This is a genomic window from Rhodovulum sp. ES.010 (assembly GCF_900142935.1).
Classification (GTDB): Bacteria; Pseudomonadota; Alphaproteobacteria; order Rhodobacterales; family Rhodobacteraceae; genus Rhodovulum.
This window is the reverse complement of record NZ_FSRS01000001.1, coordinates 1,329,245-1,348,464: the sequence shown is the minus strand read 5'-3', so window position 1 is coordinate 1,348,464 and position 19,220 is coordinate 1,329,245. Positions and strand designations below refer to the sequence as shown.

The window sequence follows — 19,220 nt, the reverse complement described above, 5'->3', positions numbered from 1 at the left end:
TTAATGTCGTTCTTTGCAACTGAGTTTCCAGTCCAAGCGAGCGTATCGAAGGAAAAGTTCGCAGCTACTGCATTGGCTTGGGTAAAGGGGATGAAGAAAACCACCCTATTCGATGCGGGTGTCAAAGATGAACGACATAAAGATCATGCAGCATTAATAGCTCCTGATGGGGAATGCTTGGTTCTCAAACAAGCGGACTTGCAGGGCGGTTTTGTTTCCGGTGCTAGGCATGAACTGCCCGATGACGCAGGTCGATTGTGGCGTAGTGAGATTGTCTTGACATCCCTTAATGGTAAAGCAAGTCTAAGGGTGAAGTCGCAGTGTTTGAGTGTGAAGGAAGGGGTCCAAGTGATGAGGCCCCGCAAGCCATACTTTGTGAAGATGGCATTGGATGATGGCTGGGGGAATCCCGATGCGGCCATCCAAGTTCGACAAGAACCGCACGTTGTTGACAGCAATTCCGTTAAGATAATCGCCGACGCTATCGACGGCGACTGTCAATCGCTCCTGCCGATAGTTTTGTTTTCGCACCCCTTTGCGGATGACCGGGCGATTGAGCCTAGTCTAATTTCGCGTACAGCATTTAATCTTGGCGGAGTGGCTCATGTATTTGTGGAAGAAACTCGTGATGAATCGCTTAGGCTGATGGATTTGACAGATGGAGAAAATCCATACGGTGGAACAGTCGGAATTATTTTGCCTCGCCGTGGTGTTGTCAAAAAGCTCTTTCGCGGGTGGCTGCTTCCAGGTTCTATAGATGTCATTAGCGCGATGGAGGCTTTTGTACAGGAGATAAGCTCACAACGGCAAGCGCGTTTCGCATGGGATTGGCAAGATCTCTTGGAGGAATCGGCGCGGCAACTGCGTGAAACGGCAGAGAAAGGGTCTGAAGAATACGAGATTTGGGAGAAACTTCGGGAGGAGGAAAATCGCGAAAAAGAAGAGGAGGTGCGACGTCTGCGCGCTAAAGTGGAAGAGCTCTCAGAGCAGCTGGCAGGGATATCCAGCGAGGATGATTTGCTTCTCAGCGCACAGTTCAGCAAACAGATCGGCCCCCAACTCTATCCTGGCGAGTTCTCAGATAGATTGCGTCTTGTCACTGAGCACGTCTTGGAATCATCTAATGAGTTCCTTGATCGTAGAACTTGGGCAATGTTGGAGAGAATTTCTAGCATTACGAATAAGACGGGCCGTGCAAGTAAGCTCGCTAAGCGACTGAAGAATGCGGGCCGTGATAGCGGTAAAGCTGATGCGCGATTTGAGGAAATCCTTAGAGAGCTTGGATTTACCGTGAGGCGTGACGGTGGGCATCCCGTTTGCTCGCCACCGGAAGAGCTCTTTGGGGTGGGGCCGCAAACACTTTCAACATCACCGAGTGATCACCGTGCGGGAAAAAATAAAGCTTCGCAGATAATCAACGGTCTTTTCCTAAAGGGTGTAATGTGAACCTTTAGGGTCTCATGCCCGACCTCACCCGCTTCCTCACCGCCCAATCCACCACCTTCCCCACGGCGCTGGCCGAGCTTCGGGCGGGGCGGAAGGCGACGCATTGGATGTGGTTCGTCTTCCCGCAACTGGCCAGCTTGGGCCGCTCCGCCACGGCGAAGCGGTACGGGATCGCGGATCTCGACGAGGCGCGGGACTATCTCGCGCATCCGGTGCTGGGGCCGCGCCTCACCGAGGCCGCCCGTGCCGTGCTGGCCCATGCGGGCACGCCCCCCGAGGCGATCCTCGGGGCGACCGACGCGCTCAAGCTGCGGTCCTCGGCCACGCTGTTCGACGCGGCGGGCGGCGGGCCCGAGTTCCGGGCGCTGCTCGACGCCTTTTACGACGGCGCCCCCTGCCCGCTGACGCTGCGGGAGCTGGGGCGCTAGTGGGGCCGGCCGGCCCGCCGACGCGCCCGCTGCCGGTCTGCGTCGGGGCGGGCACCGACAGGGTGTGGCGCGCGGCGCGGGCCGTGTCGGGCATGGAAGGCCCCCCGTGTCGCGTCCCCGACAATGACCCGACAAAGGCACCGCCGCCCGCCCGGCCGCCACCCCTCACGGCCATGAAACGGCGGGCGCGCGGGGCTTGGCACGCTTTCTGCTCCCTGTTCGGCAGAAACCCGGAGGGCCCCATGTCCGACGCCTTGAAGCAGACCCGAGAGGACGCGTTCCACGAACCGGCCTGCGCCACCAACCGCGCCAAATCGGCCGCCGCGCGCAAGACCGGCTGCGCCAAGCCGCTGACCCCGGGCGCGGCGGCGGGGGGCTGTGCCTTCGACGGGGCGATGATCACGCTCCAGCCCATCGTCGACGTGGCCCACCTGGTGCATGCGCCCTTGGCCTGCAGCGGCAATTCCTGGGACAACCGCGGCTCGGCCTCCTCGGGGCCGATGCTTTACAAGACGGGTTTCACCACCGATCTGACGGAACTCGACATCGTCATGGGGCATGGCGAGAAGAAGCTCTACCGCGCGATCCGCGAGATCGTGGAGAAACACGCCCCCCCCGCCGTCTTCGTCTATGCGACCTGCGTGACCGCGATGATCGGCGACGACATCCACGCCGTCTGCAAGGCCGCGACGCAAGCCTTCGGCACCCCCGCGATCCCGGTCGACGTGCCGGGCTATGCCGGGTCCAAGAACCTGGGCTGCAAGCTGGGCGGCGAGATGATGTTCCGCCACGTGATCGGCACGCAGGAGCCCGCGCGCACCACCGCCTGTGACATCAACATCATGGGCGATTACAACCTGTCGGGCGAACTCTGGCAGGTGAAACCGCTGCTGGACCGGCTGGGCATCCGCATCCTCGGCTCGCTGTCCGCGGACGCGCGCTATGCCCAGGTCGCGCAGATGCACCGGGCGCGGGTGACCATGCTGGTCTGCTCGCACGCGCTGCTGGGCCTCGCCCGCAAGATGGAGGAAAAATACGGCATCCCCTATTTCGAGGGGTCGTTCTACGGCATTTCCGACACTTCCGAGGCTTTGCGCACCATGTGCCGGATGCTGGTCGAGCGGGGCGCGGATGCGGATCTCATCGACCGTTGCGAGGCGCTGATCGCCGAGGAGGAGGCGAAGGTCCGCGCGGCGCTGGCGCCGCTGAAGCCCCGCGTTGAGGGCCGGCGGGTGCTGCTCTACACCGGCGGGCACAAGAGCTGGTCCGTGGTCTCGGCCCTGCAGGAGCTGGGCATTGAGGTCGTCGGCACCAGCGTGCGCAAGGCCACCGAGGCCGACAAGGCCCGCGTCGCCCGGATCATGGGCACCGAGGCGCACATGTATGAAAACATGGCGCCCAAGGACATGTATGCCACGCTCAAGGACTCGGGGGCCGACATCCTGATGTCGGGGGCGCGCAGCCAGTTCGTCGCGCTCAAGGCGCGCACCCCCTGGATCGACGTGAACCAGGAAAAGCACGAACCCTATGCCGGCTACATGGGCATGGTCGATCTGGTGCGCGCGATCGACCGGTCGGTGAACAACCCGATGTGGGCGGATGTCCGCGCCAAGGCGCCCTGGGAGGAAGCGCGCGCCTTCGGCGGCCTGCGCCCGCGGGTGAAGGACCGCTGCCCGGTCTCGGGCTTCGCCAACGACCCCACCGATATCGAGGAGCGCTGAGATGGCCCGCCTGACCCGCCCGCGCCGCGCGCTGTCCACCAACCCGCTGAAGACCAGCGCGCCGCTGGGCGCGGCCATGGCCTATCTGGGCATCGAGCGCGCGGTGCCGCTGTTCCACGGCGCGCAGGGCTGCACCGCCTTCGCGATGGTCCACATGGTGCGCCATTTCCGCGAGGCGATCCCGCTGCAGACCACCGCGATGAACGAGGTCTCCACCATCCTGGGCGGGGCCGACCAGATCGAGGCGGCCATCGGCAACCTCCAGAAGAAGGCGACCCCGAAATTCATCGGCATCGCCTCGACCGCGCTGACCGAAACCCGCGGCGAGGACATCAAGGGCGAACTGGCCGGGATCATGGGCCGGGGCGATTTCGGCGACCTCAAGGTCGTCTACGCCGCCACCCCCGATTTCGAGGGCGCGATGGAGGATGGCTGGGCCACGGCGGTGACCGCCATCATCGACGCGCTGGTGCCCGAGATCGACCCCGTCGGCCGCGACGCGGCTCTGCGCCAGGTCAACATCCTGCCCGCCGCCTACCTGACGCCCGCCGAGATCGACGAGATCACCCGGCTGGTCCGCGCCTTCGGGCTGAAACCCATCGTCCTGCCGGACCTGTCGGGGTCGCTCGACGGGCACCTGGCCGAGGACTGGTCGGGCGCCTCGCTGGGCGGCACGCCCGTCGACGACATCCCAGCCATGGCGCGCTCCGCCGTCACCTTCGCCATCGGCGAAAGCATGGCCGGGGCCGCGCGCCTGCTGGGCGAACGCGGCCACATGCCGGTGCAGGTCTTCCCCGCGCTGACCGGGCTCAGGGCGGTGGATGCCTTCGTCTCGGCGCTGATGGGGGTGGCGGGGGTGGCCGACGCGCCCCCCGCGATCAGGCGCGACCGCGCGCGGCTGCAGGACGCGATGCTGGACGCGCATTTCCAGACCGGCGGGCTGAAATACGCCATCGCCGCCGATCCCGACCTGGCCCATGCGCTGTCCTCCGCCCTGGCGGGGATGGGCGCCGAGGCGGTCGCCTGCGTCATCACCTCGGCCGCCAACCCGGTGGTCGACCTGATCCCCGCCGAGGAGGCCGTGCTGGGCGACCTGGGCGACCTGGAAGAGGTTGCGCGCAGCGGCGGGGCGCAACTGCTCATCAGCCACGCCCATGCCCGCCACGCCGCCGCCGCGACCGGCCTGCCGCTGGTCCGCGCGGGCTTTCCGATCAACGACAGGCTCGGCGCGCAGGATGCCTGCCGCGTCGGCTATCGCGGCACCCGCGCCTTCCTCTTCGAGGTGGCCAACGCGGTCCTCGCCCATCCCCACGCCCCGCGCCCCGAGGAGTTCGGCGCCGCCCCCATCGACCCGGAGTTCGAGCATGACCGCCCGCAGACTGCGCCTCATTGAACCGGAGGAGACCATGAGCAGCGAAACGCCCCTGAAGATCGCCATCGCCACCAACGACATGGAGCATCTCGACGCCCATTTCGGCTCGGCCCGGAAATTCGCCGTCTACGAGGTGACGACGCAGGCCACGCGGATGGTCGAGGTGCTGGATTTCGGCGCGGTCACGGACCGGCAGGGGCGGCACGCGTCGGTCGATGACCGGATCACGCCCAAGGTCGAGGCGCTCTCGGGCTGCGCGCTGCTCTTCGTGCTGGCGATCGGCGGGCCGTCCGCGGCCAAGGTGGTGCGCGCCGGCATCCACCCGATCAAGCGCAAGGACCCGCAGCCCATCGCGGAGGTGCTCGCCCAGACCCGGGAGATGCTGAACGGCACGCCGCCCCCCTTCCTGCGCAAGGCGCTGGGCCGGCCGCGGCCCGATTTCGCCGCCGACGACGCCGGGGAGATCGTCGAATGAGCGCCGCGCCCGAAACCCTGCCCCGCGGCGGCGCGGTCCCCGACAGCGCCTTCCTCGCGCAGCTCGTCGCGGTGATCCGCGCCGAGGACAGCTACGGCGCCTGGGAGGACAAGACCGATGCCGAGCTGCTGGCCGAGTATATCGTGACGAAAGAGGAACGCCGCGAGATCCCGATCATCGGCGACCCCGACCCGGACCTGCTGTGGCGGGTCGAGAAGTTCTACGACGCGATCGCGCTGCTGCTGGAAAGACGCACCGGCGCGATGGCCGCGCAGATGTCGAAGATCCACCACGAGGGGTTCGGCCGCATCGTGCTGCTGTCGGGGCGCCTCGTCGTGCTGTCGAAACATGTCCGCGATATCCACCGCTTCGGGTTCGAAAGCTACGCCCGGCTCGCCGAGGCGGGCGAGCGCATGACCGAGGACGCGGCCGCGATGGTCGCGCGCTTCCCCGGCGCCGCCCGGGCCTGAAAGGAGACCCAGCCATGCCCATCACGGCCACCACCCGCGGCGGCACCGAATACACGCCGGAATTCCTGATCGGGATCGACATCGGGAAATGCATCGGCTGCGGCCGCTGCTACAAGGTCTGCGCGCGCGACGTGCTCACGCTCAAGGGCGTAACCGACGAGGCCATGATCGTCGATGTCGACGACGAGGACTACGAGGACGAGATCGAGCGCAAGGTGATGGTGATCGCCGATGCGAACGACTGCATCGGCTGCGGCGCCTGCGCCCGCGTCTGCCCCTCGGGCTGCCAGACGCACGCCCCCGCCGAGGCGGCCTGACCCGCCCCCTTCTTCTTGGCCCAAATACTCCCGCCGGAGGCGCGCGCGGCCCGTCAGGGCCGCGCGCCACGCCCGGCGCGGGGCAAGCGGGCTTGCCCGCGCGGCCCCGGGGCGGGAGGCGCCCGCCCCACGCCTGCGCGATGCGACACTGCCGCGCCGGCCTGTCGCAAACCCGCCAATCGCGTCCGCTGCCCGCCCGCCGCCCGGCGCAGGGCCCTGAAAACACGGGCGCGGTGCGGCCTGGCACGGTTTGTGCTTCTCCTTTTCGTGACCGGACATGCGACGACCAGGAGAGCCCCGATGATCCAGATCACCCAAGCCGCACGCGACGCCATGGCCAGCGCCATCGAGGGGGCGGGACAGCCCGTTGCCGGGCTCCGGCTGATGGTGCAGTCGGGCGGCTGCGCCGGGCTGCAATACGCCATGGCGCTCGAACTCAGCCGCGAGGAGACCGACGCCGTGGTCGAGGCCGACGGCGTCACCCTGCTGGTCGATCCCGACAGCCAGGGCTACCTCGTGGGCACCACGATCGACTTCGTGACCGGCCTCGAGGGATCGGGTTTCGTCTTCGACAACCCCAACGCCACGGCCGGTTGCGGTTGCGGCAAGTCCTTCTGCTGAGGAGGGGGCCATGCTCGACTATTCGCCCACGCTCACCGACCATTTCCTGAACCCCCGCAACCGCGGCCCGCTGGAGGACGCCAACGCGCTCGGCGAGGCGGGCGCGGTGCGCACCGGCGACGCGCTGCGGCTGATGCTGCGGATCGAGGGCGCCACGATCCGCGCCGCCCGGTTCGAGACCACCGGCGGCGGCCCGGAAATCGCCGCCGCCTCGGCCCTGACCGAACTGCTGGACGGCAAGAGCCTGGCCGAGGCCCGCGGGATCACCGCCGGCTATATCGAGACGGTGCTCGGCGGGCTGCCCGCGGCCGAGCGCTCCGCCGCCCGCGTCGCCGCCGAGGCGCTTGCCGCCGCGCTGCGCGACCACGCCCAGCCGCCGGCCTTCCGCGCCGCGAGGGGCGCGCGCGCGGCCCGGCCGCCGGCCATCGCGCCGCTGAAACCCGCGGCGCCGTCCGCGGCCGCCGCCGCCCCCGCGGACGAGATCCGCGCGGTCGAGGACGTGCTGGCGGGGATGCGGCCGCGCTTCCGCGCCGATGGCGGCGACGTCAGCCTTGTCGACATCGCCGGGCCGCGGGTCCGTGTCCGCCTCTCGGGCACCTGTTCGGGCTGCCAGCTGGCCGGGCTCACGCTCGGCGGGCTTCAGCAGCGGCTGGCCGAGGCGCTGGGCCGCGCCGTTCTGGTCGTGCCCGTGCCCGCCCGCTGAGGAGGCCGCCGATGACCGTCGCCAGCCCCGTCCACGCCGTCGGCCCCGCGCCGGCGATCTGCGACACGACGCTGCGCGACGGCGAGCAGGCGGCGGGCGTGGCGTTTTCGACCGCCGAGAAGGTCGCGATCGCCGCCGCCCTCGATGCCGTCGGGGTGGCCGAGATCGAACTCGGCGTGCCCGCGATGGGCATGGCCGAGATCGCCGCGATGCGCGCGGCGGGGGCGCGGCTGACCCGGGCCGCGGGTGTGGCCTGGTGCCGGCTGCGCGAGGACGACCTGGACTGCGCCGCGCTGACCGGCCTGGCGCGGCTGCACCTGGCGGTGCCCGCCTCGGACCGGCAGCTCGCCGCCAAGCTCGGCCGCGACCGCGACTGGGCGCTCGGCGAGATCGACCGCCTCGTCGCGCTGGCCACCCGCGCCGGCTTCGCCGTCTCGGTCGGGGCCGAGGATGCCTCGCGCGCCGATCTCGGCTTCCTGATGCAGGTCGTCGAGGCGGCCGCCGGCGCCGGGGCGATCCGGCTGCGCCTGGCCGACACGCTGGGGCTGATGGACCCGTTCGCCGCGCATACGCTGGCGACCCTGGTCGACCAGGGGCCGCTGCCGGTGGAGTTCCACGCCCATGACGACCTCGGCCTGGCCACCGCCAACACGCTGGCCGCGCAGCGGGGCGGGGCGACGCATCTGTCGGTGACGGTGAACGGCCTGGGCGAGCGGGCGGGCAACGCCGCGCTGGAACAGGTGGTGGCCGCGCTCGCCGTGCAGGGGCGGCCCAGCGCGGTCGCGCTGGACCGGCTCTGCGCGTTGTCCGAACTGGTGGCGCGGGCGTCGAACCGGCCGTTGCCCGCCGCCCGGCCGATCGTCGGGGCGGGCGTCTTCTCGCACGAGGCGGGGATTCACGTCGACGGGCTGATGAAGGACCCCGCCACCTACGAGGCCCCCGCGCTGGCGCCGGCCCGGTTCGGCCGCGCGCGCCAGATCGTGCTGGGCAAGCATTCCGGCCTTGCCGCGCTGACCGCCGCGCTCGCCGCCGCGGGGCTGCCGTCCGACGCGGCCACCGCGCGGGCGGTGCTGCCGCTGCTGCGCGACTTCGCCACGCGCGAGAAACGCGGGGTGCTGCCCGCCGACCTGGCGATCCTCGCCGCCCGGGCGGAGGCGCTGTCGCGCCCGTCCGCCGATCCCGACCCCCCGCAATGGAGCCTGACATGACCCGTATCGCGACCCCCGGCGTGCTCGACCAGATGCACGCGCTGTCCTCGGCCGAGGAGATCTTCACCTTCCTGTTGCTGCCCTACGACCAGGCGGTGCTGAACCGCGCCCGGCTGCACATCATGAAGCGGATGGGCGATTACCTCGCCGCGGTCGACCTGGCGGCGCTGGACGAGGACGGCGTCTTCCTGGAGGCGCGCAAGGCGCTGAAGCGGGCCTACGCGGATTTCGTGGCCTCCAGCCCGCGCGAGCAGAAGGCGCTCAAGCTGTTCACCCAGCCGCGCGGCAACACCGTGCCGCTGGCCGCGCTTCGGCCCGTCGCGCGATGAGCAGCGGGCCGCGCCGTCTGCCCAAATGCGCGGCGGCGGACGGCGCGGACGGGCCGGCGCGGCATCCGCGCTGCGGATCGCGGGCGGAGACGTGGTAGGATGACGCCATGGAGATGATCCTTACCCAGCACCAGACCCAGGGCCTGGCGATGACGCCGCGGATGCAGGCGTCGCTGCGGCTGCTGCAGATGGGCAATGTCGATCTCGCCGCGCACCTGGCCGAGGAGGCGCTGGAAAATCCCTGCCTGGAGGTGCGCCTGCCCGAGGCGGCGCCCGCGCTGCCGGCGGGCGTGGCCGGGCAGCGGCGCGACGAGGACTGGGACGCGGTGGCGGCGCTGGAGGCGGCCAAGCCCAGCCTCTATGCCCATGCGGCGGGCCAGATCGCGCTGGCCTTTCCCGATGCCAAGGCGCGCCGCGTCGCGCTGGCCTTCGTCGAGGCGCTGGAGCCGACCGGCTGGCTCGGCACCCCGGTCGAGACCGTCGCCGCGACCGCCGGCGTGCCGGTGCCGGTGGCCGAGGCGGTGCTGGGCCGCCTGCAGCAGGTCGAGCCCGCGGGCCTGTTCGCGCGCAGCCTGGCCGAGTGCCTCAGGCTGCAGGCCGAGGCCAAGGGGCTTCTGACCTGGGAGCTTTCGGTGATCCTCGACAACCTGTCGCTGATCGCCGAGGGGCGGCTCGACGCGCTTGCGGAGCTGTGCGACGGCACGCCCGACGACGTGCGCGCCGCGCTGCGCACGATCCGCGGGCTCGACCCCAAGCCGGGACTGGCCTTTTCCATGCCGCAGGCGCCGATCCGCCCGCCCGACCTGCGGGTGTCGCGCAAGCGCGGCGCCTGGACGGTGGAGCTGAACCGCTCCACCCTGCCGGAGGTGCGCGTCACCGACGCGCCGGCGACGGGCCGCGACGCGGCGGCGCGGACCTTCGTCGCGCAGGCGCGGTCGCGGGCGCGGTGGCTGGCGCGCACCGTCGCGCGGCGCGAATTCACGCTGCTGGAGGCCGCGACCTGCGTGGTCCGCCACCAGGCGGCCTATCTCGATCACGGGCCGCGCCGCCTGCGGCCGCTGACGACCGAGGATGTCGCGCTGGAGATGGGCGTGCATGCCTCCACCGTCAGCCGCGCCGTGGCGCACCGGCTGATCGAGACCCCGCGCGGCACGGTGCCGCTGCGGTCGTTCTTCAGCCGCGCCTTCGCGCCCGGCACGGGCGGGGACGGCCCCTCGCAGACCGCGCTGATCGCGCTGGTGGCCGAGATCGTCGCGGCGGAGAACCCGGCCCGCCCCCTCAGCGACACCGCGATCGCGAAAAAGGCCGAGGGCTCGGGCGTGCGGCTGGCCCGGCGCACGGTGGCGAAGTATCGCGACATGCTGGGGATTCCGTCGTCCTACGACCGGCGCCAGCCTGCCTTGCAGGACGCCTGACGCGGGGCAGGGGGCGCCGCGGGGGACGGATTCGGCCCGGTTTTGCCCAAAACGTGGGCGCATGCGTAAATTCTGACAGGAAATCGGGCAGCCCCGCGCGGTGGCCGCGATTTGTGCCCCGTCCCCCGGCCGTTCGATTGCCTGCCCGCCGCGGTGCAGAAATGCTCTCCCTGCCCAGGCTGGCCATGCCGGCCGTTCGAGGGGGTGTGCGACGACCCGCGACCGTCAGGTTCGCAGGGCCGGCGCACGGGATGCAACATCACGGCTGCAGGGCCGGATGCCAGGCAGGGCGCGGCACGCCCGCGATCGGCCCGGCACGCGGCCCCGCATGGAGGGATCGAATGAACTCAGTGAAAACACTTGTCGCAAGCGCCGTCGCCCTGGGGACGTTCGGGCTGCCGGCCTGGGCGCAGGACGACACGATCAAGGTGGGCGTGCTGCACTCGCTCTCGGGGACGATGGCGATTTCCGAGACCACGCTGAAGGACACCATGCTGATGCTCATCGAGCAGCAGAACGAGAATGGCGGCGTGCTCGGCAAGCAGCTCGAGGCGGTGGTGGTCGACCCGGCCTCCGACTGGCCGCTTTTCGCCGAGAAGGCGCGCGAGCTGCTGACCGTGCAGGAGGTCGACGTGATCTTCGGCTGCTGGACGTCGGTCAGCCGGAAATCGGTGCTGCCGGTGATCGAGGAACTCAACGGGCTGCTGTTCTACCCGGTGCAATACGAGGGCGAGGAAAGCTCCAGGAACGTGTTCTACACCGGCGCCGCGCCGAACCAGCAGGCGATCCCGGCGGTGGACTATTTCCTCGACGAACTGGGGGTGGAGTCCTTCGCGCTGCTGGGCACCGACTACGTCTATCCGCGGACGACCAACAACATCCTGGACTCCTACCTGCAGGACAAGGGCATCGCGGAGGAAGACATCTTCGTGAACTACACGCCCTTCGGCCATTCCGACTGGTCCAAGATCGTCTCCGACGTCGTGGCGCTGGGGGCGGGCGGCAAGCAGGTGGGCGTGATCTCGACCATCAACGGCGACGCCAATATCGGCTTCTACAAGGAACTCGCCGCGCAGGGCGTGGACGCCGCCGACATCCCCGTGGTGGCCTTCTCGGTCGGCGAGGAGGAGCTGTCCGGCCTCGACACCATCAACCTCGTCGGCCATCTCGCGGCGTGGAACTACTTCATGTCCGCCGACACCGAGGCCAATGACGACTTCATCGCCGGCTGGCACGACTTCATCGGCGACGAGGCCCGCGTGACCAACGACCCGATGGAGGCGCATTACATCGGCTTCAACATGTGGGTGAACGCGGTCGAGGAGGCCGGCACGACGGACGTGGACGCCGTGCGCGAGGCGATGTGGGGCCAGGAATTCCCCAACCTCACCGGCGGCACCGCGGTGATGAACACCAACCATCACCTGTCCAAGCCGGTGCTGATCGGCGAGATCACCGACGACGGCCAGTTCGACATCCTCAGCCAGACCGAGGAGGTTCCGGGCGACGCCTGGACCGACTACCTGCCCGAGTCGGCGGTGCTGAAATCCGACTGGCAGGAGCTCGACTGCGGGATGTACAACACCGAGACCGAGACCTGCGTGCAGGTCAAGTCGAACTACTGACGGCTGACGGGGGCGGGTGCGCCTGCCCCCTTTTTTCCAGGTTTTCAGGCCCTTACCCGATGCGCATCCTTCTTGCCGCACTGTCTTTCCTGTACCTTTTCGGCCTGCCGGCCGCCGCGCAGGAGACGCCGATCCAGGCGCTCTTGCAGGAGCAGCGCGACCTGATCGAGCAAAGCTCGCGCCGCACCATCGGCCCCGCCATCGACGCGCTGGCCGAGAGCGGGCTGCCCGCCGCGCAGGAGGTGCTGGAGCGTTGGCAGGACAAGGCGTTGTGGCAGCGCGAGTCCGACGGGCGCTTCTTCTTCGGCGAGGAGGTGGACCGCGACACGCTGCGCCTGATCGAGATCGGCAGCGGCGAGGCGCTGGGCGAGGTGCCCGACGACGGCTACGACCAGCTGCGCCCCAACAGCGGCATCCGCGCGATGATCGGGGCGGCGCTGGTGCGGTTCCAGCTGAACGACCCGGACCCGGCCACCCGCGCCGAGGCGCTGGACTCCATCGCGCGCGACGGCGAGGCCGCGCACCTGGCGGCGCTGCGCGACAGCATCGCGGGCGAGGCCGACCCGGCGCTGAAGGCGCGCAAGGAACGGCTGGAACGCCTTCTGACGATTTCCTTCGATCCCGACAGCGCCGCGCGCGTCGCGGCCATTCAAAGCTTCGCGGGCGATCTGGGGGTGGATGCGCGCGCCGCGCTCAACCCGCTGGTGGCGACCACCCGCGTCGTCGTCGCGGGCCAGCCGCCCGAGGACGAGAACATCGCGCGCGTGCTCGCGCCCGGCAGCGAGGCGCTGCCCGCGCAAGAGGCCTACGCGCTGCTGGTGGAGGCCGGGCTTGCGCCGCCGCGCCTCGGCCGGGGCGACATTCGCGCGGCCCTGGCGGCGCATGTCGAGAACGGGCGCGTCGGCGGCGTGCCGGTGGCCGCGCTCGACAGCGACGCCGCGCGCGACCGCGCCTATGCCGCGCTCGCCGAGGCCGGCCGGGTGCCCGCCGCCGCCACCGCCGCGGAGGTCGAGGCCGCGCTCGCGGCGCACAGCTTCTACGACCGCTACGCCGCGCCCGACCCGGCCGTCACCGACGCCGCCAATGCCGCGCTGGAGGCGATCCGGCTGAAGGTGGGCCTGAACCAGGCGGCCGACCTGACGCTGGATGCGCTGTCGCTCGCCTCGATCTATTTCCTTGCCGCCATCGGGCTGGCCGTCACCTTCGGGGTGATGGGGGTCATCAACATGGCCCATGGCGAGTTCATCATGATGGGCGCCTATACCGGCTACGTGGTCCAGCAACTGGTGCCGGACTACACGCTGTCGATCCTGATCGCGCTGCCCCTGGCCTTCGCGATCACCTTCGGGGCGGGCGTCGCGATGGAGCGGCTGGTGATCCGCTGGCTCTACAACCGGCCGCTGGAGACGCTCTTGGCGACTTTCGGCATCTCGATCGCCCTGCAGCAGCTGGCCAAGAACATCTTCGGCACGCAGGCGCGCCCCCTGACCTCTCCCGACTGGCTGGACGGCGCGCTGGTGATCAACGACGTCGTCTCGATCAGCTATATCCGCATCGCGATCTTCGTCCTCGCGCTGGTCTTCCTCGCGCTGTTCCTGTTCATCATGCGCCGGACGCGGCTGGGGCTGGAGGTGCGGGCGGTCACGCAGAACCCGCGCATGGCGGCCTCGATGGGCATCAACCCCGAGCGGATCAACATGTTCGCCTTCGGGCTGGGCTCCGGCATCGCGGGGGTCGCGGGCGTGGCCATCGGGCTTTACGCCAAGGTCACCTCGGAACTCGGGCAGGACTACATCGTGCAAAGCTTCATGACGGTGGTCGTGGGCGGCGTCGGCAATATCTGGGGCACGCTGCTGGGCGCCGCGCTGATCGGGTTTTTGCAGAAGGGGATCGAGTGGCTGAACCCGTCCAACACGCTGGCCGCGCAGACCTACATGATCCTGTTCATCATCCTGTTCATCCAGTTCCGGCCGCGGGGCATCATCGCGCTCCGGGGCCGCGCGGCGGGGGATTGAGCCATGCGGCAGAGCTTCATCGCGCAAAACCCCTCGGTGCTGATCTTCCTCGCGCTTTTGGGCCTCTTCACCCTCGCGGTGACGATCCTCGGCGAGGGGTTGGGGGTCGGCCTGATCTCGACGAGCTTCGTCAAGACGCTGGGCAAGACGCTCTGCCTCTGCCTCGTCGCCATCGCGATGGACCTGGTGTGGGGCTATGCCGGCATCCTTTCCTTGGGCCATTTTGCGTTCTTCGGGCTCGGCGGCTACATGATCGGGATGTGGCTGATGTATGCCCGTACCGAACTGATCGTGGCCGAGTCGCTGGCCCAGGCCGAGATACCGCCAACGCCCGACGAGATCCGGGATGCCATCGCCACGCAGATCTTCGGCGTGGTGGGGGGCAGCGAGTTCCCCGCGATCTGGGTGTTCGCCCATTCGCTGCCGATGCAGCTGGCGCTGGTGGTGCTGGTGCCCGGCCTCTTGGCGCTGGTCTTCGGCTGGCTGGCGTTCCGGTCGCGGGTGACGGGGGTCTATCTCTCGATCCTGACCCAGGCGATGACGCTGGCGCTCGCGCTTTACCTTTTCCAGAACGACAGCGGGCTGAGGGGCAATAACGGGCTGTCGGGGCTGCAGAACATTCCCGGCGCGGGCGACGTGCCGCAATCGATGATCTCGATCCGGTTCTTCTGGGCCTCGGCGGCGGCGCTGGCGCTGGGCTATGTGCTGGCCGCCTTCGTCGTCTCGGGCAAGTTCGGCAGCGTGATCCGCGGCATCCGCGACGACGAGGCGCGGGTGCGGTTCCTGGGCTACTCGGTCGAGGGCTACAAGCTCTTCGTGTTCACCCTGACCGCGGTGATCGCGGGGATCGCGGGCGCGCTTTATTACCCGCAGGCGGGCATCATCAACCCCGCCGAGATCGCGCCCATCGCGTCGATCTACCTGGCCGTCTGGGTCGCCATCGGCGGGCGCGGGCGGCTTTACGGCGCGGTGATCGGGGCGGCGCTGGTGTCGCTTCTGTCGACCTGGTTCACCGGCGGGCAGGCGCCCGACCTGAACCTCGGGGTCTACACCGTGCAATGGGTCGACTGGTGGCAGGTTCTGCTCGGGCTCGGCTTCGTGCTGGTCACGCTGTTCGCGCCGCAGGGCATCGGCGGGCTGGTCGACCTGGTCACCGGCCGCCACGCGCCCGACCGCCACGGCGCCGACCTGGGCCCCGACCAGGGCGCGTTCCGCGAGAAGGAGGCCGAGCAATGAGCACCCTTCTGGAAGTTTCGGGCGTGTCGGTGTCCTTCGACGGGTTCAAGGCGATCAACAACCTGTCCTTCGAGATCGGCCCGGCGGAGCTGCGCGCGATCATCGGGCCGAACGGCGCGGGCAAGACGACCTTCATGGACATCGTGACCGGCAAGACCCGGCCCGATACCGGCGAGGTGCTGTGGGGCGAGATGAGCCGGTCGCTGTTGAAGATGAACGAAAGCCGGATCGCGCGCGAGGGCATCGGCCGCAAGTTCCAGCGCCCCACCGTGTTCGAGGACCAGTCGGTGTTCGACAACCTGCTGATGGCGCTCAGGAAGGACCGCGCGCCGTGGAAGGTTCTGTTCTATCGGCGGACGGCGGCCGACACGGCGCGGGTGGAGGGCCTGGCCGAGGAGATCGGGCTGGCCGACGAGGTGACCCGCAAGGCCGGCGAGTTGAGCCACGGCCAGAAGCAATGGCTGGAAATCGGCATGTTGCTGGCCCAGGAGCCGAAGCTCCTGCTGGTGGACGAACCCGCCGCCGGCATGACCCTGGCCGAGCGCGAGCACACCACGGACCTGTTGAAGGAGGCGGCGAAGACCCGCGCGGTGGTGGTGGTGGAGCATGACATGGAATTCGTCCGGCGGCTGGAGTGCCGGGTGACGGTGCTCCACGAGGGGTCCGTGCTGGCCGAGGGCAGCCTCGACCACGTCACGAGGAACCAGCAGGTGATCGATGTCTATCTGGGACGCTAGGCGATGCTGAAGACGCAGGGGCTGACGCTGCATTACGGGGGCTCGCAGATCCTCCACGGGATCGACCTGCAGGCGCGGGCGGGCGAGGTGACCTGCGTGATGGGCACCAACGGGGTGGGCAAGACGAGCCTTCTGAAGGCGATTTCCGGCACGCATCCGCGCACGGCCGGGCGGGTGGAACTGGACGGGCAGGAGGTCGGGCGCGTGCCCGCCCAGGGGATGGCGCATCGCGGCGTGGGCTATGTGCCGCAGGGGCGGATGATCTTCCCGCTGCTGACGGTGCGCGAGAACCTGGAGACCGGCTTTGCCTGCCTGCCGCGATCCGAGCGGGCCGTTCCGGGCGAGATCCACGAGCTGTTCCCGGTGCTGAAGGAGATGGCGAACCGGCGCGGCGGCGACCTGTCGGGCGGGCAACAGCAGCAGCTGGCCATCGCGCGGGCGATGATCACCCGGCCCAAGCTCCTGCTGCTGGACGAGCCCACCGAGGGCATCCAGCCCAACATCATCCAGCAGATCGGCCGGGTGATCGACTACCTGCGCGCGCGCCGCAACATGGCGATCGTCCTGGTCGAGCAGTATTTCGAGTTCGCCTACGGGCTGGCCGACAGGTTCTACGTGATGGAACGCGGCGCGGTCACCCTGTCGGGGACGAAGTGCGAGCTGTCGAAGGCCGAGCTGATGCACGCCGTGTCGGTCTGAGGGGGCGCCCGCGCGCCCGTCAGAGGGCGGCGATCAGCCGGGCGGCCGCCTCGACCCCGTCGATCACCGGGCGGTCCAGATGGGCGCGCAGATGCGCCGTCAGCCGCGCCATGCCCGCACAGCCCGGCACGATGGCCTGGACCCCGTCCTCGGCGAAGGCGCGGGCTGCCTCTTCGGTCACGCGGGCGCAGGCCGCGTCGGGGTCCTGTTCCAGCGCCAGCACCGGCACGTCGCTCGCGCGGACGCGGGCGAGGTGGGGACCGAACCCGTAGGCGCGGATATTGCGCTCGATGATCGGCACCGAGACGGGCAGGGTGGTCACCGCCGAAAAGCGCCAGCCGCGCAGGGCGGCGACGTGGAACGCGGCCTGCCCGATGCCGATGACCGGGCAGGGGGCAAGCCGGCGCGCCTCGGCCAGCCCGGTATCGTCGAAACAGGCGATCACGATGCCCTCGGCGCCGCGTTCGCTTGCCCGGGCCACGAGGTCGAGCAGCGGCCCGGTCGCCCGCTCGCCGTCGGCCGCGCCCTGGATCGCGGGCGGGCCGTCATGCGAGGTCCAGGCCTCGAAGGCGGCCCCGGGCGCGGCGGTTTCGGCCATGGCGCGGATGCTGCGTGTCATCTCCGCGCAGGAATTGGGGTTGATGAGGATGTAGGCCATCGGGTCAGACCATGCCCCGCCCGGCATCGGAGGCCCGCCGCGCCCGGCGGCGGTTGACCATCCAGACCGTCAGCAGGAACGCCGCGATCACAAGGAACGAGAACAGCGTGGTCAGCGTGCCCAGCGCGAAGATCACCGGGGTCGTGACGTTGGTGGTCATCCCGTAGATCTCAAGCGGCAGGGTGTTGTAGCTGCCGGCGGTCAGGAGCGTGCGGGCGAACTCGTCGTAGGAGAGGGTGAAGCCGAACAGCGCCACCCCGATCAGTGAGGGCGCGATGATCGGCAGCACGACATGCCGGATGGTCTGCCAGGCGCTGGCGCCCTGGTCGCGGGCGGCCTCCTCGTAGCTCTTGTCGAAGCGGTTGAAGACCGCGAACATGATCAAGAGGCCGAAGGGCAGGGTCCAGGTCAGTTGCGCGCCGAACCCGCTGGTCGCCCAGTGGACGTCCAGCCCCGACTGGCTGAAGATCAGCCCCACGCCCAGCGAGACCAGGATCGAGGGGATCACCAGCGAGGTGATGACGAGGTAGAACAGCACGGTGGAGCCCGCGAACCGCTTGCGGAAGGCCAGCCCGCCCATGATCGAGACGACCACGGTCGTGACCATCACCATCAGGCCCAGCGCGAAGGACCGGCGGAAGCTGCCCCAGATGTCGCCCACCGCCTGTTCCTGGAAGAGGTCGCGGAACCAGTGGAGCGACACGCCGCGCATCGGGAAGGTCAGGCCCCCCTGCGGCCCCTGGAAGCTGAGGATGCCGATGGTCAGGATGGGGCCGTAGAGAAACAGCAGGAACAGCACGAAGAAGGCGCCGAGGAGGTAGAAGGCGCGGGAGCGTTTCTCCATCGTCAGAGCTCCTTCCGGATGTCGACGAAGCGCAACAGGATCGCGATGACCATCAGCACGGTGATCAGCAGGATCACCGCCGTCGCCGCCGCCGAGGGGTATTGCAGAAGACCGATGTCGTTCGAGATCAGCCGGCCCACGTTTGCCGATTGCGACCCGGACATGAAGCGCACGGTGATGAAGTCGCCCATCACCAGCGTGACCACGAAGATCGACCCGATCATGATGCCCGGCTTGCAGAGCGGGATGATGACGTTGGTCAGGGTCTGGCGCCCGGTCGCGCCCGCGTCATAGGCCGCCTCGATCAGCGATTTGTCGATGCGCATCATCGAGTTGAAGATCGGCACCACCATGAACAGCGTGTAGAGATGCACGAAGGCCAGGATCACCGAGAAATCCGAGAACAAGAGCCAGTCCAGCGGCTCGTCGATCACCCCCCAGGAGATCAGCGTGGAATTGGCGAGGCCGTTGCGCCCCAGGAACGGAATCCACGAGATCATTCGGATGATGTTCGAGGTCCAGAACGGGATCGTGCACAGGAGGAACAGCGCCACCTGCCAGGTCAGGCTGCGGACGTGGAAGGCGAGGAAATAGGCCACCGTGAAGCCGATCGCGAGGGTGAAGGCCCAGGTGACGAGCGCGTATTTGAAGGTGTTGAGGAACACCGACCAGGTCACCTGCGAGGTCAGAAGGAATTCGTAATTGTCGAACTGGAAGGCCGGGTAGATCGAGAACTCGGTCGCGCCCCAGAAGCTGACGATCACGATCATCACGATCGGCAGCACCAGGAAGGCCAGCAGCACCAGCGCCAGCGGCGAGGCGAGCAGCCAGCCCGTCAGATGTCGGTTCTTGAATGGCGTGGCCATGGCGCCCCTGTCCGGTTCGGGAAACGGCGCCCTTC

20 protein-coding genes are annotated in these 19,220 nt (G+C 68.9%); 17 read left to right on the top strand and 3 right to left on the bottom strand.

Going from position 1 to position 19,220, the window contains the following annotated elements; genetic code table 11:
• Positions 1 to 3 precede the first annotated feature (3 nt).
• The 17 genes from BUR28_RS19320 to urtE all read left to right on the top strand — a co-directional run bounded on the left by BUR28_RS19320 (position 4) and on the right by urtE (position 16,817).
• Positions 4 to 1,446 carry a hypothetical protein gene (locus BUR28_RS19320; RefSeq protein WP_139307506.1) on the top strand — a complete coding sequence of 481 codons (1,443 nt, stop codon included), beginning with the start codon at positions 4 to 6 and terminating at the stop codon, positions 1,444 to 1,446.
• Between the two features lie 14 nt (positions 1,447 to 1,460).
• The gene (locus BUR28_RS06685; protein WP_074219417.1) at positions 1,461 to 1,874 is read left to right on the top strand and encodes a DUF1810 domain-containing protein; all 414 of its coding nucleotides are present in this window, start codon (positions 1,461 to 1,463) and stop codon (positions 1,872 to 1,874) included.
• 242 nt (positions 1,875 to 2,116) lie between these two features.
• Complete coding sequence (gene nifE, locus BUR28_RS06680; protein WP_083626488.1) at positions 2,117 to 3,595, top strand: nitrogenase iron-molybdenum cofactor biosynthesis protein NifE; 1,479 nt, start codon at positions 2,117 to 2,119, stop codon at positions 3,593 to 3,595.
• A 1-nt stretch (position 3,596) separates the two neighbouring features.
• Positions 3,597 to 4,988, top strand: a complete 1,392-nt coding sequence (nifN, locus tag BUR28_RS06675; protein WP_074219416.1) for a nitrogenase iron-molybdenum cofactor biosynthesis protein NifN — start codon at positions 3,597 to 3,599, stop codon at positions 4,986 to 4,988.
• Between the two features lie 13 nt (positions 4,989 to 5,001).
• Positions 5,002 to 5,442: a nitrogen fixation protein NifX gene (gene nifX, locus BUR28_RS06670; RefSeq protein WP_254813698.1), complete on the top strand. Its 441-nt coding sequence runs from the start codon at positions 5,002 to 5,004 to the stop codon at positions 5,440 to 5,442.
• On the top strand, positions 5,439 to 5,912 hold the full coding sequence (locus tag BUR28_RS06665) for a NifX-associated nitrogen fixation protein (RefSeq protein WP_074219414.1): 474 nt from the start codon (positions 5,439 to 5,441) through the stop codon (positions 5,910 to 5,912). The genes nifX and BUR28_RS06665 overlap by 4 nt, the downstream gene beginning before the upstream one ends.
• Before the next feature lie 14 nt (positions 5,913 to 5,926).
• Positions 5,927 to 6,229 (top strand): ferredoxin III, nif-specific, encoded by a 303-nt coding sequence (gene fdxB, locus BUR28_RS06660; RefSeq protein WP_083626486.1) that lies wholly within the window; start codon positions 5,927 to 5,929, stop codon positions 6,227 to 6,229.
• A 300-nt stretch (positions 6,230 to 6,529) separates the two neighbouring features.
• The gene (locus BUR28_RS06655; protein WP_074219413.1) at positions 6,530 to 6,850 is read left to right on the top strand and encodes a HesB/IscA family protein; all 321 of its coding nucleotides are present in this window, start codon (positions 6,530 to 6,532) and stop codon (positions 6,848 to 6,850) included.
• A gap of 10 nt (positions 6,851 to 6,860) precedes the next feature.
• A complete protein-coding gene (locus BUR28_RS06650) occupies positions 6,861 to 7,553 on the top strand; it encodes an iron-sulfur cluster assembly scaffold protein (protein ID WP_074219412.1) in 693 nt (230 codons plus the stop codon).
• Positions 7,554 to 7,564: 11 nt separating this feature from the next.
• Positions 7,565 to 8,761: a homocitrate synthase gene (nifV, locus tag BUR28_RS06645; RefSeq protein WP_074219411.1), complete on the top strand. Its 1,197-nt coding sequence runs from the start codon at positions 7,565 to 7,567 to the stop codon at positions 8,759 to 8,761.
• A complete protein-coding gene (gene nifW / locus BUR28_RS06640; RefSeq protein ID WP_074219410.1) occupies positions 8,758 to 9,090 on the top strand; it encodes a nitrogenase-stabilizing/protective protein NifW in 333 nt (110 codons plus the stop codon). The genes nifV and nifW overlap by 4 nt, the downstream gene beginning before the upstream one ends.
• A gap of 107 nt (positions 9,091 to 9,197) precedes the next feature.
• Entirely contained in the window at positions 9,198 to 10,505 is a 1,308-nt protein-coding gene (gene rpoN, locus BUR28_RS06635) for an RNA polymerase factor sigma-54 (protein WP_074219409.1), read from the top strand.
• A gap of 341 nt (positions 10,506 to 10,846) precedes the next feature.
• Complete coding sequence (urtA, locus tag BUR28_RS06630; RefSeq protein ID WP_074219408.1) at positions 10,847 to 12,130, top strand: urea ABC transporter substrate-binding protein; 1,284 nt, start codon at positions 10,847 to 10,849, stop codon at positions 12,128 to 12,130.
• Positions 12,131 to 12,189: 59 nt separating this feature from the next.
• Complete coding sequence (urtB, locus tag BUR28_RS06625) at positions 12,190 to 14,145, top strand: urea ABC transporter permease subunit UrtB (RefSeq protein WP_074219407.1); 1,956 nt, start codon at positions 12,190 to 12,192, stop codon at positions 14,143 to 14,145.
• Positions 14,146 to 14,148: 3 nt separating this feature from the next.
• Positions 14,149 to 15,381, top strand: coding sequence for an urea ABC transporter permease subunit UrtC (urtC, locus tag BUR28_RS06620; RefSeq protein ID WP_074219406.1), 1,233 nt, complete (start codon positions 14,149 to 14,151; stop codon positions 15,379 to 15,381).
• Positions 15,378 to 16,118, top strand: coding sequence for an urea ABC transporter ATP-binding protein UrtD (gene urtD, locus BUR28_RS06615; RefSeq protein WP_074219405.1), 741 nt, complete (start codon positions 15,378 to 15,380; stop codon positions 16,116 to 16,118). The genes urtC and urtD overlap by 4 nt, the downstream gene beginning before the upstream one ends.
• A 3-nt stretch (positions 16,119 to 16,121) precedes the next feature.
• On the top strand, positions 16,122 to 16,817 hold the full coding sequence (gene urtE, locus BUR28_RS06610; protein ID WP_074219404.1) for an urea ABC transporter ATP-binding subunit UrtE: 696 nt from the start codon (positions 16,122 to 16,124) through the stop codon (positions 16,815 to 16,817).
• Positions 16,818 to 16,836: 19 nt separating this feature from the next.
• Here urtE and BUR28_RS06605 read toward each other — a convergent pair whose 3' ends face one another.
• From BUR28_RS06605 to BUR28_RS06595, 3 genes are read right to left on the bottom strand one after another with little or no spacing between them, the layout of a single operon-like run.
• On the bottom strand, positions 16,837 to 17,475 hold the full coding sequence (locus BUR28_RS06605; protein ID WP_074219403.1) for an aspartate/glutamate racemase family protein: 639 nt from the start codon (positions 17,473 to 17,475) through the stop codon (positions 16,837 to 16,839).
• Between the two features lie 4 nt (positions 17,476 to 17,479).
• Positions 17,480 to 18,319 (bottom strand): ABC transporter permease, encoded by an 840-nt coding sequence (locus tag BUR28_RS06600; protein WP_074219402.1) that lies wholly within the window; start codon positions 18,317 to 18,319, stop codon positions 17,480 to 17,482.
• Positions 18,320 to 18,321: 2 nt separating this feature from the next.
• Positions 18,322 to 19,185 (bottom strand): ABC transporter permease, encoded by an 864-nt coding sequence (locus BUR28_RS06595; protein ID WP_074219401.1) that lies wholly within the window; start codon positions 19,183 to 19,185, stop codon positions 18,322 to 18,324.
• Between the last annotated feature and the right edge of the window lie 35 nt (positions 19,186 to 19,220).

Bases quoted from the DNA above. Each gene is read 5' to 3' on its own strand.
- BUR28_RS19320 (WP_139307506.1), top strand. From the start codon at position 4: ATGTCGTTCTTTGCAACTGAGTTTCCAGTCCAAGCGAGCGTATCGAAG.
- BUR28_RS06685 (WP_074219417.1), top strand. From the start codon at position 1,461: ATGCCCGACCTCACCCGCTTCCTCACCGCCCAATCCACCACCTTCCCC.
- nifE (WP_083626488.1), top strand. From the start codon at position 2,117: ATGTCCGACGCCTTGAAGCAGACCCGAGAGGACGCGTTCCACGAACCG.
- nifN (WP_074219416.1), top strand. From the start codon at position 3,597: ATGGCCCGCCTGACCCGCCCGCGCCGCGCGCTGTCCACCAACCCGCTG.
- nifX (WP_254813698.1), top strand. From the start codon at position 5,002: ATGAGCAGCGAAACGCCCCTGAAGATCGCCATCGCCACCAACGACATG.
- BUR28_RS06665 (WP_074219414.1), top strand. From the start codon at position 5,439: ATGAGCGCCGCGCCCGAAACCCTGCCCCGCGGCGGCGCGGTCCCCGAC.
- fdxB (WP_083626486.1), top strand. From the start codon at position 5,927: ATGCCCATCACGGCCACCACCCGCGGCGGCACCGAATACACGCCGGAA.
- BUR28_RS06655 (WP_074219413.1), top strand. From the start codon at position 6,530: ATGATCCAGATCACCCAAGCCGCACGCGACGCCATGGCCAGCGCCATC.
- BUR28_RS06650 (WP_074219412.1), top strand. From the start codon at position 6,861: ATGCTCGACTATTCGCCCACGCTCACCGACCATTTCCTGAACCCCCGC.
- nifV (WP_074219411.1), top strand. From the start codon at position 7,565: ATGACCGTCGCCAGCCCCGTCCACGCCGTCGGCCCCGCGCCGGCGATC.
- nifW (WP_074219410.1), top strand. From the start codon at position 8,758: ATGACCCGTATCGCGACCCCCGGCGTGCTCGACCAGATGCACGCGCTG.
- rpoN (WP_074219409.1), top strand. From the start codon at position 9,198: ATGGAGATGATCCTTACCCAGCACCAGACCCAGGGCCTGGCGATGACG.
- urtA (WP_074219408.1), top strand. From the start codon at position 10,847: ATGAACTCAGTGAAAACACTTGTCGCAAGCGCCGTCGCCCTGGGGACG.
- urtB (WP_074219407.1), top strand. From the start codon at position 12,190: ATGCGCATCCTTCTTGCCGCACTGTCTTTCCTGTACCTTTTCGGCCTG.
- urtC (WP_074219406.1), top strand. From the start codon at position 14,149: ATGCGGCAGAGCTTCATCGCGCAAAACCCCTCGGTGCTGATCTTCCTC.
- urtD (WP_074219405.1), top strand. From the start codon at position 15,378: ATGAGCACCCTTCTGGAAGTTTCGGGCGTGTCGGTGTCCTTCGACGGG.
- urtE (WP_074219404.1), top strand. From the start codon at position 16,122: ATGCTGAAGACGCAGGGGCTGACGCTGCATTACGGGGGCTCGCAGATC.
- BUR28_RS06605 (WP_074219403.1), bottom strand. From the start codon at position 17,475: ATGGCCTACATCCTCATCAACCCCAATTCCTGCGCGGAGATGACACGC.
- BUR28_RS06600 (WP_074219402.1), bottom strand. From the start codon at position 18,319: ATGGAGAAACGCTCCCGCGCCTTCTACCTCCTCGGCGCCTTCTTCGTG.
- BUR28_RS06595 (WP_074219401.1), bottom strand. From the start codon at position 19,185: ATGGCCACGCCATTCAAGAACCGACATCTGACGGGCTGGCTGCTCGCC.